The 14,925-nt window shown below is 40.5% G+C and carries 11 protein-coding genes, 1 tRNA gene and 1 pseudogene; 4 read left to right on the plus strand and 9 right to left on the minus strand.

Going from position 1 to position 14,925, the window contains the following annotated elements; translation table 11 throughout:
* Positions 1-87: 87 nt before the first annotated feature.
* Together I8751_RS11410 and I8751_RS11415 are read right to left on the minus strand one after the other, a co-directional pair.
* A complete protein-coding gene (locus I8751_RS11410) occupies positions 88-570 on the minus strand; it encodes a hypothetical protein (protein WP_214439276.1) in 483 nt (160 codons plus the stop codon).
* A 274-nt stretch (positions 571-844) separates the two neighbouring features.
* Complete coding sequence (locus tag I8751_RS11415) at positions 845-1,933, minus strand: glycosyltransferase family 4 protein (RefSeq protein WP_214439277.1); 1,089 nt, start codon at positions 1,931-1,933, stop codon at positions 845-847.
* 198 nt (positions 1,934-2,131) lie between these two features.
* Between I8751_RS11415 and I8751_RS11420 the strand changes: the two genes are divergently transcribed.
* Both I8751_RS11420 and I8751_RS11425 read left to right on the plus strand, forming a co-directional pair.
* Positions 2,132-2,587, plus strand: coding sequence for a DUF2141 domain-containing protein (locus tag I8751_RS11420; RefSeq protein WP_214439278.1), 456 nt, complete (start codon positions 2,132-2,134; stop codon positions 2,585-2,587).
* Between the two features lie 216 nt (positions 2,588-2,803).
* Positions 2,804-3,253: an orange carotenoid protein N-terminal domain-containing protein gene (locus I8751_RS11425; RefSeq protein ID WP_214439279.1), complete on the plus strand. Its 450-nt coding sequence runs from the start codon at positions 2,804-2,806 to the stop codon at positions 3,251-3,253.
* A gap of 378 nt (positions 3,254-3,631) precedes the next feature.
* Here I8751_RS11425 and cobT read toward each other — a convergent pair whose 3' ends face one another.
* From cobT to I8751_RS11440, 3 genes are all read right to left on the minus strand, one after another.
* Positions 3,632-4,747, minus strand: coding sequence for a nicotinate mononucleotide-dependent phosphoribosyltransferase CobT (gene cobT / locus I8751_RS11430; protein ID WP_214439287.1), 1,116 nt, complete (start codon positions 4,745-4,747; stop codon positions 3,632-3,634).
* Between the two features lies 1 nt (position 4,748).
* Positions 4,749-5,483, minus strand: coding sequence for a DUF2232 domain-containing protein (locus I8751_RS11435; protein ID WP_214439280.1), 735 nt, complete (start codon positions 5,481-5,483; stop codon positions 4,749-4,751).
* A 130-nt stretch (positions 5,484-5,613) separates the two neighbouring features.
* Complete coding sequence (locus tag I8751_RS11440) at positions 5,614-6,327, minus strand: Crp/Fnr family transcriptional regulator (RefSeq protein ID WP_214439281.1); 714 nt, start codon at positions 6,325-6,327, stop codon at positions 5,614-5,616.
* Positions 6,328-7,235: 908 nt separating this feature from the next.
* On the opposite strand from I8751_RS11440, the gene I8751_RS11445 reads away from it, so the two are divergent.
* Positions 7,236-11,306 carry a hypothetical protein gene (locus I8751_RS11445; protein WP_214439282.1) on the plus strand — a complete coding sequence of 1,357 codons (4,071 nt, stop codon included), beginning with the start codon at positions 7,236-7,238 and terminating at the stop codon, positions 11,304-11,306.
* A 300-nt stretch (positions 11,307-11,606) separates the two neighbouring features.
* On the plus strand, positions 11,607-12,314 hold the full coding sequence (locus I8751_RS11450; protein ID WP_214439283.1) for a sugar transferase: 708 nt from the start codon (positions 11,607-11,609) through the stop codon (positions 12,312-12,314).
* A 332-nt stretch (positions 12,315-12,646) separates the two neighbouring features.
* Here the strand turns inward: I8751_RS11450 and I8751_RS11455 are convergent, their stop codons facing one another.
* From I8751_RS11455 to I8751_RS11470, 4 genes and pseudogenes are all read right to left on the minus strand, one after another.
* On the minus strand, positions 12,647-13,489 hold the full coding sequence (locus I8751_RS11455) for a carbohydrate ABC transporter permease (RefSeq protein WP_214439284.1): 843 nt from the start codon (positions 13,487-13,489) through the stop codon (positions 12,647-12,649).
* 203 nt (positions 13,490-13,692) lie between these two features.
* A tRNA-Pro gene (locus I8751_RS11460) sits at positions 13,693-13,766 on the minus strand.
* Positions 13,767-13,816: 50 nt separating this feature from the next.
* Positions 13,817-14,182, minus strand: coding sequence for a DUF1818 family protein (locus I8751_RS11465; protein WP_214439285.1), 366 nt, complete (start codon positions 14,180-14,182; stop codon positions 13,817-13,819).
* A 363-nt stretch (positions 14,183-14,545) separates the two neighbouring features.
* A pseudogene (locus I8751_RS11470) lies at positions 14,546-14,925 on the minus strand (IS701 family transposase); the annotation flags it as partial.

Here is a 14,925-nt window from a genome sequence, read left to right on the forward strand (position 1 = left end):
AACATCATAATTAGAGGCGAACTTTCGGGTTCGCCTTTTTTATCCGATTGAGGACATTGAACTTTTGAAGGTATCTAGAAACTCTTACTAGATATCGATTTCAGCCAAATTTATAGACTGCTCAATTTTGATCTCAGGCTTGCAATTGTCATAGGGGTTTAAACCATGTTTGTTATTGTGGTCATCAAGCCTGGTTTTGTACTTTTGCGACATTTTCTTGACGATTGTGGGTTTACTTCTCGTAAGAGATTGGAGAATGTTTTGATTAATATGCCATTTTTGAGATTTCTTTGTACAGTTATTGTTGTGATTTTCTAATGCCAAGATTGCCAGTTTAATTAATTGCTCAGACCTATTAGCGTAAGTTCTGTAACCATCTGTCATTAGTTGCTTTGTAGACGCGGTATTTAAATCTTCGCCAACTTGTCTGACTTTGTTGTTAGCGATAGTTCTGGCATAAGCTCTACAAGCTTTTGTGACAAAATCATCTAGTGAAACACCAGAGTCAGCAATTGCATCTTTGACTATTTGCTGTGTTTGGATATCTAATTCCAGAAGAACAGTAGTCATATCTTTTTACTTTGTAGAGTTGGTAGTTTTTGTATTATTTCTTGCATTTAAGCTTTCTACCTCTTTCTAAGTTCATATCTCGTCGCACCCCATCCATCAGTCATAATGGTGAGTATTTCAGTGCTATGTGTTCCTATTGGCCTATATGGCAAGGTTGTTAAAAATGATTAAATTCATCTAATTCAAGTTTCAATTTTCCTCTGAATTTCGACACTTCGACAAGTGTTACAGTGAGCCTGGCGAACTGCTCAGTGCATCGCTGCATAGAGAAGGGTTAAGCTTTTTCCCTATTCTCTGCTCCATAAAACCATTTTTCAAAACGATCGCCTAACGCTGAGAGAGAAAATTCTGTTTCTGCTTGGTGGCGACAAGTGTCGCGGTTAATTTCATCAAGGCGGGCGATCGCATCTACCAAGCCAGAAATACTGTCAGGTTCTACCAAAAAACCAGTTTTGCCATCTTGAATAATTTCTACTGGGCCACCCCGACGGTAACAAATCACCGGCACTCCACAAGCCAAGCTTTCAATGGCGACATTTCCAAATGCTTCCACCCAATGAGGAGTCATCAATGATGCTTTGCACTCTCTTACTACTTGCTGCATTTGATTTGTCGATAAAAACCCCAGATATTCCAAAGGTGCGTTGGGATAATCCTCACAAATTTTCTGCCAATATAATTCATCTTGAATTTTCCCCATAATTTTCAAGGGAATATTTGTGGTTTGCGCTGCTGCTACTGCATCTTCTAAACCTTTTTCTGGTGCAATTCTACCTACCCAGACTAACTGATGTTTTGGTTGGCTGCAAAAATTATACAGTGATAAATCAATGCCATTACTGAGTACAGGACACTCTTGCTTCAGAGCAAAAGTGTCAGCTTGTGTTTGAGTATGAAAGCCAATCGTACCAGGAAACTGACTGGCTATTTGTTTAATTATTGCGTCTAAGGCATTACTCAGTGAACCCATGCTGACTAAGTGTACGATTGGACAATCAAAAAAAGGTGTGAGATAGAATGGCAACCAATCGTAAGCAAAGTTCACAATTAAGTCATAATTATCCTGAACCTGACGAGCATAATCCCACATATTTGCCAGCACGGAATTTTCTGGCATAGTAACAGGGGCTGTGCGTTCTTGGCTTTGGGCAATGATTTGTAAATTACCAGGAATTTGCACTAAGGGCAGATCGCTTGTAGTAGAACCCGCAGGAGCCACAATTTGCAATTGATGACCACGCCGGATCATTTCTTGTGCGACATTATACAAACTCAATTCCACACCGCCACCGAGTCCACTACCAAGGGGCCCCACAGGAGTAGAAATAAAAAGTAATTTTAGAAGTTTATTAGAAGCACTCATCTGCAAGGATTATGAACAATTGGGTAGATGTTTTTGACGGGCAAGCGATCGCCTTAAAAGCTCAGAAAAATGTACAACTTAGATTACCCTAATTATTATGCCGCTTTTGTACTTGATTTTGGGGGGTATCACCTACTACCCTAAAATGTAGCTGAATGTGCGTCTTACATACTATAAAAAAACACACCTAAAAATATTATGGGCAAAGGATTGAGATTTAGCGTATTGTTACTTGCTGTTATGGGAAATTTGTTATGGCCATTGAACGCTAAAGCAAATTTCAATGGCAAACTTACAGTAGAAATTGATGGATTGAGAAACAAAGTAGGGCAAGTCTGCGCCAGTATATTTGCTGGTAGTCAAGGATTTCCTAGTAACCGCGATCGCATTTTACAAAGGCAGTGTACCAAAATTGACGACACTTCCTTGAAAATTAGCTTTGATAACTTAAAAGCAGGTAATTACGCCGTTGCTGTTATGCATGATCAAAATAGCGACCTTAACCTTAATCGTAATGATTTAGGGATGCCCGTCGAAGGCTTCGGATTTTCTAGAAATCCAGAAGTTCGCACCAGTGCCCCTAAGTTTAGCGATGCTGCTATTTTTGTTGCAGGCCCAAACACTAATATCCAAATCCAATTGAAATATTTATAGTACTCTAGTTTCCTGAATCCACCCATGAAGTTAATTTTGTCCAACTATCTATAACAAATTGAGTTATTTGCATCTGTCTTATGCAATGAGTTCTATTCCTACCCTTAGTAGGTGTATCTATTTCGTTGCATTCGTTAACTTGTGTAAAGTTACTGAAAACAAATTTTATCAGTAGCTCCAGAAATTTAGAACAACTTGAACTTGTTAGGAATTTTTATGACTTACACAATTGACGAAGCCGCAAGACCAGCTTTAGAAACTTTTCAAGGCTTTGATGTAGATACTCAACTTGCCCTACTTTGGTTTGGTTACTTGGATATTAAGGATAAGCTAACACCAGCACCTCCTCAAAGCGTAGAAGCTCCTGGTAGAGCAGTGTTTGAACTAATTGAGAACTTGTCTCCCGAAAAACAACTGCAAGCACAACGTGACATTATTAACGGGGCAGCTACTGATATCAGTCGTGGCTATAATGCTCTAAGTCCCAATGCTAAATTAGAGGTTTGGCTGCTGTTGGCACAAGGAATGGAAAACGGAACCATCATCCAAGTACCTTCTGACTACCAGTTGCCCGGCGAAACGGATCAGTTTACAGCAATGATCAAAAAGCTAGAGTTTGAGCAGCGGATTAATTTTATGCTCAGTGCAGTGCAAGCAATGGGTTAGTTAAGCCTAATTTATAGCATTTCTCTGTTGAGTGCAGTCTATCTTGATAGAGGACTAGGGACTAGTAGTTTGCCAAGGGAACTTGGCTAGATAAAGTGAAAAAGGTATTTTATCCCTTAGCATTTAACCTTTATCCCTTTCTTCTACAAAGACGCTACGTGTAGGCTTAAGCGTAGCGTCTTACGCCAAGGGAAAAGACCACAGTGGCTCCCCTTTTCCTAAAGCTATCCATTAGTCACATCTTTCTTGACAATCTTGAAACCCTTATTTAGTAAGCATATTAAACACAGAGGTGTCAGGCATATTTGACAAGTTACTGATTATTCAATAGTCAATATCCCAGAATTTGCCGGAAGCTTTATGAGTCCGGTTATTTTGTTATTGACTATTGAATCGACTCAGGCGCTCAAATTGGTCTTCAATAGCTGCCAAAAGTTGATTTTGCTGCCAATTTTGGCACAAATAGGCGGCGATGCAGGCTGCACCAGCGCCGACACCTTCTTTGACAAAGCCCCGTTCATAAGCTTGAAATTGGGGATAACGAGAATTAGCCAAATTCAGCTGAGTAGCTATTAGGGGAGGGTTCTTTTGACCTAAGTTGAGGGCTAACTCAATGGTACTGCTAGTTGGGTCTTCTGCTACCCAACGTGTTGTGCCTACGACTACTTCTTTTGGTTGCCAAGGTAAGCCATAAGTTTGAGCGATCGCACAACTCAAAGCATAAACTGCCAGCATTTGTGTACCACCCCCCAATAAAATACCACAACTACGACTAGCAGCGATCGCCATCCCGGCTACCACCACTTGCATTGGATCGCCTACCGCCGCTACGAGTTCTAAAGGGTCAATGATCAGTTTTCTATCGGGAAATGCCTGTTTTAGCCCCGCTTGTACCACTGCCCATTTTTGCTCATGGTTACAAACAGGATGGCTACTGTTAACTTTTCCTACAGCATTTATTCCCAAGCCTGTCAAAACTGCTAAAGCAGTTGTGGTTCCTCCAACAACGCACTCACTTAAAATTACATATCCCTGTGGAGTTTGAGCCGCAAGACGCTCACCCCAAAGCAATCCTTGTTTAAATAGGTGGTGTACTATAACTAGATCCATAGCCACACCTTCACTTAAACACCTGGCGATCGTGCCACCCAAATCAATGGTTGGCATAGCAGGAAGTTGAGGTAAACCGGCATTAAATAAATACAGGGGAATTTTCAGCGCCTCAACTACAGCACGAGAAAGTAGTACAGGTGATGCTCCATCAGCTAGCGGTGGTAAGGAATATTGGGGCTGATGTTCTGGGCCGTAATATAAAAACTCAGCATCAGCACAAGCAGTATATTTGCGATCTGCGGGAGTGCGACCAGCTGCTGAAATTCCTGGAATCAATCCTGTTTCCGTAAAACCTAAAATACAAGCAAAAATGGGCAAACAACCGCGATACTTAGCAGTCCATTCTTTACCTTGTTCTATTTGGGTGTAAATTTGAATCAAGTCACTCATAATCCATCAAGACTTGCACCCAGCGTGGCGGACGGGGGATGGGATTTCCCAGACGATCTAACAGCAACCATGCTGCTAGGTGGACTATAAACAGATAAATCAAATTATTGAATATGATCAAGGCGATCGCCCCTAGTTGAATTAAAAATACACTAGGACTAGCTAATAATTCCAGCTTTAAAAAGATCCACTCAGTCAGTTCTGTTACCTGATTAATCAAATAAATCCACAAATCTTCACCTGATAAAACAGATAACAACCACAGCCGAAAAAAGACTCCCAAAGTACCCAACAGCGTACCTAAAATAATTGAAGCAATCCAGGGTACACGACGATACCACGTTGCTCCTAAAAGTACCCCCATAAAAGCGTAGGGCATAACAAATAGTAAACTACGGACGGGCCCCATTAGTACCGATAGCAATAACCCAGAGGTAACTGCTGACATCCAAGCTGCGCGTTTACCCCAGCGCAGATAAACTAAAGCGATCGGCACAGGGAAAAATATCCGTAAAACCGGGCCCAAGGGAAAATAAAAATTAATAAACCAAATTAAGCTAGCAGTACTAGCTAAAAATGCCGTTTCCACCATCCTCAAAGGCGCATCAACTTTCAATTGAGGTGGCTTTAATTGCTCGTGTTGATTTAAACATTGATTGAGAGAGCTTTGAGATTCAGGCGATGGATCTGAATCTGGCTCGTCTGGTGAAGAATCTAAAATGCTCATCTTGGGCAAGTTGTTAAACTATTATTCAGCTCTACCGTTCCCCTTATGCTAAGGCATTAAAATCAAGATTTTATAAGAAAGCTTCACTTAAAACCCAGTCTCTCTAGAGAATGCAGCCTATATGATCATTTTATTTATTATTAGAGTCCATAAAGGGAGTGGTAGAGCCGATCATTTTTTCCAGTGCTGACAAATCAGGAATACAAATAGAGTCTTGATCCCGTTTAATCAATCCTTTTTTTTCTAATTTTGTCAATACTCTTGTAACAGTTTCCCGTGCCAGTCCACTTAAACTACTTAACTCCCGGTGAGGTAAATTAGGAATTTCGGTTCCTGTCTGCCCTTGTTTTCCTTGCCCGTCTGCCAAAAATAACAAGGTGTCTGCGACTCGTGACTGACTATCAGATTCGCGCAACCGCAGTCGCCGATTTACTTGCCGTAAGCGTCGAGCCATTAACTGTGACAACCTGACTCCTGCTAATGGTTCTGTGTAAAGTAACTTGACAAAATCCTGAGACGGCACACTGCCAATGACTGTAGGAGTCAGAGTAATTACATCGGTTGACCGAAGTACTTCATCTAGCGCCGCCATTTCACCGAATAATTCACCCTTGCCAATAATATTTAGTGTTACTTCTTTCCCTTCTAGATTGTAGGTGCGGATTTTTACCCAACCCTCAACTATAAAATAGACTGAGCCACCCCAGTCATTTTCCAGCAGAATTACTTGATTTGCTGGGTGCGTGCGGGTAACGAGATGGGTGAGGGCTAGTTCCACAACAGCTTCTGGCAGCCCTTGAAAAAAGGGAGCTGAGAACATCCAGGGATTGATCGGGTCTTCCATTAGGGCATCTTTATTCCAGCGGCTATATCTACAACAAACAAAAGCGCTATCTTCAGCCTAAGCCATCAAAGCACAGCACAAACTATGTAAAACCAGAAAATGACAAAAGCGTTGTTGATCAATAATCTTCATTTATGGTTTAAAAGTGGGTCAACCTTTTACACACAGTAGTTTATAGCTTCTTGATTGATTTTTTAATTATCCCCTGCACTGCAAATATAATTACTTAAAAACACCGAGAAACCACATCAATAATACTCAACATAGTTAATTTTTGCTAACGTAAAATTTTTAACTGTTTACAGCAATCGAGAATCAAGTAAAAAAATGCCATCTTGCCATTTAGTCACTCGTTGGCTACATTAATTGCTCGTATGGGTGCAAAGTGGAGGATATTTGCCTTATAAATTTGGTATATGTGGCCAAGAGTTTGTCTACCTAAGACTATAGACTTCTTGCAGAAGTGGGGTAAAGGGGAAGGGGTAAAGGGTAAAAGGATGGAATTTTCCCTTTCCCTTTAACCTTTCTCCTTTACCCGATATCTTGCAAAAGTAACTTTTGCAAGATGTCTTATCTACTTAGCTGTTGCATTTTTCTATGTTTTTTATAATATGAAGCCGAGAGGCTGTAACATCGCCTCTATGGTGAGAGGGCACAGCGCCTTGTAAACTACCTTGTGCTGACAATTGCTGACAACTTCGGAATACCTTTTGTATCCTGAGACTTCAATTAGCTGTCAAGCTAATTTTTTCAAACAAGCGCTGATTGCGATCGCTACGACTCCTAAATAATCCATCATTTAATTGCAGCGAGGAGTCTAAAGAACAGTTTCTCACCTCGGTACTTTAAGTAATTGCTAAGTAATTCCCACACCAGTTGACGTACAGTTCTAGCTAAGGTAATTCAAAGTGACTTCCCGCGAAGATGAAATTAAAAAACTAATTGCAGATATTGACAACTTGCTGACTAGCAGTGGCAAACGCTTGCCTAGGCTTCTATCTAGCCAGACACCAGAGCCAAAAGAGGTTTTAGAGCGAGTCCGCAACTTTCTTGTGCAAATAGCAGAGAACCAAGCACTAGAGAACGATATCCCAAATAAGTCTCCAGAACAGACCCTGCGATCGCCTTTATTGACAAAATTTGTTGATCAAGGTTATCACCAATCTTCAACACAGCAAAATCAACCAGACCAAGAACAAAATAATTTTATATCGCAACAGTTAAAAAACGAATTTTCGGCATTAATACAGCCTCTGCAAGCAGAATTAACAGCAATGTTACAAGAGCGAGCTACTCTTGTGCAGGAAATTAGACAGCTAGAGCAAAAGCGATTGCACCACTACTCTTTAAGCCAGCAGTGGGAAAACCAGGAGCAGATGATTTCTGAGTTTTTACAGGTACTTATGACTCGCTTGGTACCAAATTTAACACCACAAATGGTGGAGAATTTAGCAAATTCTGCTAGTTCTTCTCAAACAAGCTACCACGACGGGAGTATAGAGCAAACACCTTCTACAACTGGATCTTTCTCAGAATCCTCAGATCAAACCGAAAGGTTGACACAATTGGCTAGAGATTTGGATCAACGTTTATTATCACTAGATGGCACTGTAAATGTTGTCTTTGATGCATTACAACGCAACATTAATACTTATCACGAGTCTTTATCTCAATCTCTAGCTAGAATGCACAGTACGGGAGTGCAAGGCGAACAGTTGATGGAGACTTTCCTCAACCATTTGACGCAGTATTTGCAGCCGCAATTTTCCACTTCTGTGGGCAAAGAAAATAAAACGCCTTCATCGCCCTCACTATCAACTCAAACCAATACTATTGCTTCAGAAACAATACACTCAGATTATACAGATGCCGAGGTTGCCAGCGAGCCTCTGGAATTTATAGAATCAGAAGCTACGTCAGCAGATATAGATGCTGTGCTTTTGCAATTAGGTCTAGATCAGTCTTTGGCTTCAAGTACTTCTACCCCATTGGATTTGCAGCAAATTAGTGAGGCATTCATGGGTGATGAAGATGAAATAGATCAGCTTTACGCTAGTTTGTTTGGCAATAGTAGCTTTACTAAGCCTAACGTTGAAGTTAATCCAGAAGCAACAGCGGATTTATCGCCGTCAGATATTGTAGACTCTACACCGCCACTTCCCAGTAATTTAGTACAACCAGAAGTAATAACAGCGGAATCTGACACCCCGCCTGCTCCTTTGGTGGATTCTACCGGAGGATTGCCAGATCCTTGGTTTGATAAATCAGACTCAGATTTTTTGGAGCAAAGTCATACAAACCTCCAAGAAACGCTAAATGATCCAACACAATCCATAGACTTATCATTAGAGTCATGGCAAGCATTGTTTTTTGATGAAGATACTGATTTAGCTACGCCTGCGGGTTTATCGATCTTACTAGAAGAAGAAGTTTTAGGTGCGGACAGTACTCAGCCCAACAGTGTTGATACAATTACAACCTTAAGTGACTTAACTAACCTCTTCGCTAATGTAGATACTGAAGAGCAGTTACCAGAAGTTCCTGTTTCTGAAACAGCACAAACTATCACACCAACAAGGCAAACTGTTACTCAAAATTTGGAAGTAGTAATTAATGACGATGAGCAGCAAGAGGAGTTTGTAGATAATTACATTCCAGCTTCACCCCAGGAAAATTTACTATCACCAGAAATAAACCAGCCAACCAATGTACAAGATATTTCTCTAGACGAAAAGCAGTTGCAGCAATTGCATCAAGATTTGGCAAATTTTGATGAACAATTAAATTCTCGCTCAGCACCTGCAATGAATGTTTGGGATAGTGCCGAGGGTTGGGTTCAAGATAGCAACCAACTGCAACAAACCGCAGAAGATACACCAAATGTTGCTTTACCTCATCCAGAAGTACGAAAAATTGCGCCTATATCCTTGCCTCAAACGGAAGCAGACTTAGACTTTAGCCCAGCAGCCGAAAAAAAAAAGGAAGTTACAATTTCTGAGTCAGATCACTCTGTAATTGCAAATTCCAACTCTACAAATAATCCAGAGGTTGCGCTCGATGTTCTCGACTCGGTGTGGTATCTAGGAATTGATTTAGGTACAACTGGAATTTCTGCGGCTTTGTTGAATCGTTCTATTTATGTTGTGTATCCTATTTATTGGTCAGCAGAAAACCAATTAGGAGCCACTTCATTTCAACAATCGTTTCGTTTACCAGCTGAAGTTTATTTACCTACTGCTTCTGTACCTCATGGAGAAACTGAAAGCACAGGAACACCAGCTGTTACTCAAGATAAAGTCGTTGAAAATCTTACTAGTTCCGAATCGGCGATCGCTCCGAAAAAAAATCTCTACTCAGCGCAGTTAAAGCCATATTTACAGGTAGCTATTCCTTACAAGAGTATGCAACAAAAATGGGAACCTGTATTGCAATTTAATGAATTTTCTGCGGGGCCTCTAATTTGGGTGGTGCGATCGCTCTCAAAATTGCTGCTAACCCTCAAATCAGATCGCCACAGCACCACTCAGGGTTTAATTGCTACGGCTGTTGGTCTTAACGCCCAAACTTTTCACAGTATTATTAGTAATATTGCTGGTATTATCTGTACTTGTCCATCTAACTGGTCAGAACAATATCGCTTCAATGTGCGGGAAGCTTTACTAACTAGCAAACTTGTTCAACATCCCCAGCAAGTATTTTTTGTGGAAGAAGCGATCGCCAGTTTACTCAGCACACTCGATGGTGAGAATGGCGAAACAATCCAATTAAGCGATCATCAAGGTTTACATCCAGTCAAAACCAGTGAGCATCTTCAGGTTGGCAACACCCTTGCTATTAATATTGGGGCAACTGCAACTGAAATGGCGCTGGTCGATTTGCCAGAAAGTTTGCTGCAATTAACACACCAAGATTTCATGCTGCACGGTTTTGCTTATGCTAGTAAAGGTATTGAGCAGGACATCGTTTGCCAGTTACTAGTTTCCCCCAAGTATCGGCAATCACGCTTTGCAAGTCAGGGAGATGACAAAACAATTACTAGTAATCCTTGGCAATGGCAAACTGCCTTTTCTGGTGTAGACCAAATGTATTGGCAGAGTCTGGGTTTAGAAGAATTAGATTTACCCAGAGTTGGGGAACCAGATATTAGCGCTCGCATTCGCCTCCAGCAGCGTCTAGAAAGTTCCTTACTAGGACAAGCAGTGCTAGATGCAGCGCTAGCTCTGAAGCTAATTTTGCAACACCAAGAATCTTTTACCTTAGAATTAGCCGATCAGCGGTGGGTATTACAGCGGCGAGATTTAGAAAATCAAGTATTTGTTCCCTTCGTGCGTCGCCTGAATCGAGAACTGAACAAGTTGTTGGTAGCTCGTGGCATTCCTACAGAAGCAATTAATCAAGCTATTTTGACTGGTGGAGTAGCTTCATTAGGAGTTGTCAACAGTTGGCTGCGGCAAAAACTCCCCAACGCCAAAATTATTCAAGATTTATATTTGGGTGATAACGGCGCTCCTAATTGTAGTCGAGTTGCTTACGGTCTAGCCATGCTGCCTCTGCACACTCAGGTTTTAGAAGAACCCAGACAACAGTATACTGACTATTTTTTGTTTACAGAATTGCTGCGGCTGTTGCCAGATAGAGCTTTATCTTTCGGTGAAATTCTCCAATTATTCGAGGGTCGTGGCATTAATACTAGTATTTGTCAGCAACGCCTGTTAGCTTTCTTAGAAGGCGAACTACCTCCAGGTTTAATACCTTCAAGTTTGGATACTACCTGGCTTACCCAGAGTTCTCATGAAAATCGTGACTACCAGGCGATCGCAGCAGCACCACTTTTTGAAAAACAAGGAAATCTCACTTATCGCCCCAATTTACTACAGATGTTGGCTTTACATCGCTATTTGAATGCTATTAAAGCTAGTATTCAGCAATCACTAGAGGAACCATATACGGTTAATTTCGCCTCTGAAGTTACTCATTAGTCTTGAATCAGAATATATAGCAGTGGTTTGGGATCTTAAGACATAAACTAATCATATAACCCTTACACCAAAAGACTTTTAAGCCTATTGCCTGCTCCCCTGCTCCCTATTCCTGCGTATTATCACAGCATGTTATTTTTTATTTTTAGTGAAAAATACGTAAAATTTAAAATACTGAGTTTAATTACAAAGATTATGTAAATTCTGAGCTTTCGGTTTTTTATTAGTTAAGATTTTGTTTATATTAACACTCAGTAACAATTCAGTACGAGCTAGTAAATCAGTATATTAATTTAAGTTATGTCAATACCCACTTTTACTTCTGATAAAAGAGGTTTTACTGTGGATAATTTAGCTCTCTTAAGTTATCTTGATTCAGTTAATTTTTCACAACAGCCTTTACACCCCTCAACTGCAAGTATTACAAAACGAACAATCGATATTTTAGGAGCAATTATTGGTCTTATAATCACAGCCTTCGTAGCGATTCCTGTAACAGTTGCTACAATTACCACCAATCCGGGCCCGATTTTTTATTGCCAAGTTCGTTGCGGTGTGAATGGACGACCCTTCCGCATTTGGAAGTTTCGTTCTATGGTGGTTGGTGCTGATAAACTTAAGCATTTAGTCAAAAACCAAGCCAAAGGTCATATTTTTAAATCTGTTAACGATCCTCGCATTACTCCTGTGGGTAAATTCTTGCGGCGCACCAGTTTAGACGAATTACCTCAATTTTGGAATGTTCTGGTTGGGGATATGAGTTTAGTTGGTACTCGTCCACCTACTCCTGATGAAGTCATGCATTATGAGCCACATCATTGGCAGAGATTACGCGTCAAACCAGGTATGACTGGAGAATGGCAGGCTAACGGTCGTTCCAGCATCAAAGACTTTGAAACTATCGTCAGCATGGATATGGAATATCAGCGTAAATGGTCTGTAGTTTACGACTTGAGTTTAATTTTAAAAACTATCTGGGTAGTGTTCAAAAAAAGTGGCGCTTATTAAATTTATTAACGCTGCGCGTGTCAGTGGTCAGTTGTCAGTTGTCAGTTGTCAGTTGTCAGTTGTTAGTTGTTTTTTGTAATTTGGTCTAATACTCTATCCCTTTATGGGTGGTTTTCACAAATCTTCTTGAAAAGTTCTGCGCCCGGAAACCTATATGCACAGCGCCAGTTCTCTCAAGTCGGCAAAGCCGCCCACGAGACTGGCTTGACTTTTTGCTTTGCCACTGACCACTGACTACTGACTACTGACCACTGACCACTGACAAAACTCTATCCCTTCAAGGGTGGAGTTTTTACAACTTACGTATCTATCTTAACCAACATACATCACTCTTATCCCTTAACACCACTACCAGTTTCTGTGGGTACGATATAACGCTGTAAAAATAGGAATAATAACAATACTGGTGCAATAGAAATTATTGAGCCAGCCGCTACTAACCGCCAGTCTAAAGAAAATGTACCCGCTAGCTTTGCTACACCCAAAGGAAGCGTGTATAATTTTTCATCTTGGATGACAATTAAAGGCCAGAGCAAGTCACTCCAAGAGCCGATGAAGACGAAAATACCTAGGGTGACAAGTGCCGGTCGAATCGCTGGTAACATAATGTGCCACCATAAGCCTAACTCAGAGCTGCCATCCATACGAGCAGCTTCTTCTATTTCTTTGGGGACACCCATAAACGCTTGCCGCAACAAGAAAATACCAAAGGCAGAAGCTAAGCTAGGAAAAATTACTCCCCAATAAGTGTTGACTAAACCTAGCTGAACTGTCAAAACAAACAAAGGAATCATCACAATCTGAAAAGGAATCATGATTGTGGAGACGATCGCAATAAAAATCCAGTCTCTCCCTGGAAATGATAGTCTTGCCAAAGGATAGGCAGCTAAAGCACAAAATATCAGATTTAAGCCTACGGTCAGCACTGCCACTAGAGTACTGTTATATAAGTATTGTCCAAAAGGTAAAGATTGCCACACGCGAGAGAAGTTTTCTAGTGTCGGTTGACTGGGTAATAGCTGCGGTGGCGACTGCAAGATATTTTCTGTTGGAGATTTTAAGGCTGTACTGACGAGCCATAATAGGGGAAACAGAGTGATAACTGCGATCGCTCCTAAAATTCCATACCTGACCACAATATTAAGTTGTGAGTTACGCCTTAAAAAATTGATCATTGATCTCAATCGACTAATTTAAAATTTAATATAGCTGTTGTCAGATAGCTTATGACATAAGTTGATCATAAAATCCTGACACCAAGAGACTTTTAAGCCTATTGCCTATTGCCTGCTATTACTGCACCTTTGCCTCTAACCTACAGAAACTAAAAAACCTGCCAATCTTTTGTTAAAGACTAGCAGGTAGGGTCTTTTGTCAATCGGAGCGGCGGGATTCGAACCCACGACCTCCACTACCCCAAAGTGGCGCGCTACCAAGCTGCGCTACGCCCCGGTCAGGATTTCGATTATATTGCAAATCTCTAGGATAATCAAGAGGGAAATTTAAAAAACTTTGAGCATCCCAGCTGCTTGCAACAAACCCGGCACAGCAGAAGCATTCCATTTACCTTCTACACAGCGCCCTGTATTGATTATAAAACGCAGACTGTAAATATGAGGATAACCTTCTACTTCCATCCATAATAAATTGCTTTCAGCTTCACAAGCAATTTTCTCTTCATCCATTAATTCGGCTGTGAGCTGTTTCATCGTCTCTGCTAACTGCATTAAAAGACGACAAAATTCATTTAACTCGGCTTCGGTTAGCTCAACTGCCCAATCATCTGTACCCACTAAACCTTTAAATTCGGGCGCATTAGGGTTCCAGCCAATACGCCAACCCGATCCACTTTTTAAAACACGTTCCATTACTCATTCCATAAATATTTTAAGTATTGACAAATTGAGCCAATTGTGGATTAAGAAACATTGATCCTTCCCAAACGAGTGAGTTTTGAGAATAATTTCAGATCATAAAAAACACTGTACTCTTATTTGTTAAAATTTGAATCTGTCTAAATTCACTAAATAAAATAATAAATATGCGTTTGCATGTAAATATAAAGTTTATCGCATTACAAATTCTATTATTTGTATTCATTTCTTTTGCTTTTAGCTTTCTAATTATCAAAAACTTTACTGACCCTTTGGCTGGAGGTGGGGATATAGATATTTGGGAATATATCCCTCTTCTGTCACTTTCCGGAATAAGCAAGTAGTTCAGGAGCTAAATCATCCAGAAGCATAATAGGGTTTAAATTGATTCATGGCTGCAATTAAATGATTAAATCCCAGTAACAAATTTGAATTAGGGAAAATACTTAACCAGGGATAAATTAACCAAAATAGTAAAAGTGGTTGGATAATGAGACGCAGATTATTTAAAGTATTCTTCCACCCGGATTCATGATTCCATTGCTGATGATTAGAAAAATCAACATGACTATTTTCTTGTGCCTCAGTCTCAGGTTGACGAGATTGATTGAAGGCTAAGAAGACTGGAGAATTTAAACTAATCATCGTATAAACACTAAAAATAATCTCCCACCATCTCTCAATATGTTGGAAATTAGTGAAACGGTAATCTGTCCAGCCTAGTCCCTGCTTACACT

This window comes from Atlanticothrix silvestris CENA357 (genome assembly GCF_016056295.1).
GTDB classification, from domain to species: domain Bacteria; phylum Cyanobacteriota; class Cyanobacteriia; order Cyanobacteriales; family Nostocaceae; genus Atlanticothrix; species Atlanticothrix silvestris.

What these genes read in the sequence shown, in the direction of transcription:
- I8751_RS11455 (WP_214439284.1), bottom strand. Translation starts at nt 13,489, where the DNA reads ATGATCAATTTTTTAAGGCGTAACTCACAACTTAATATTGTGGTCAGG.
- I8751_RS11465 (WP_214439285.1), bottom strand. Translation starts at nt 14,182, where the DNA reads ATGGAACGTGTTTTAAAAAGTGGATCGGGTTGGCGTATTGGCTGGAAC.
- I8751_RS11440 (WP_214439281.1), bottom strand. Translation starts at nt 6,327, where the DNA reads ATGGAAGACCCGATCAATCCCTGGATGTTCTCAGCTCCCTTTTTTCAA.
- I8751_RS11415 (WP_214439277.1), bottom strand. Translation starts at nt 1,933, where the DNA reads ATGAGTGCTTCTAATAAACTTCTAAAATTACTTTTTATTTCTACTCCT.
- I8751_RS11420 (WP_214439278.1), top strand. Translation starts at nt 2,132, where the DNA reads ATGGGCAAAGGATTGAGATTTAGCGTATTGTTACTTGCTGTTATGGGA.
- I8751_RS11450 (WP_214439283.1), top strand. Translation starts at nt 11,607, where the DNA reads ATGTCAATACCCACTTTTACTTCTGATAAAAGAGGTTTTACTGTGGAT.
- I8751_RS11425 (WP_214439279.1), top strand. Translation starts at nt 2,804, where the DNA reads ATGACTTACACAATTGACGAAGCCGCAAGACCAGCTTTAGAAACTTTT.
- I8751_RS11435 (WP_214439280.1), bottom strand. Translation starts at nt 5,483, where the DNA reads ATGAGCATTTTAGATTCTTCACCAGACGAGCCAGATTCAGATCCATCG.
- I8751_RS11410 (WP_214439276.1), bottom strand. Translation starts at nt 570, where the DNA reads ATGACTACTGTTCTTCTGGAATTAGATATCCAAACACAGCAAATAGTC.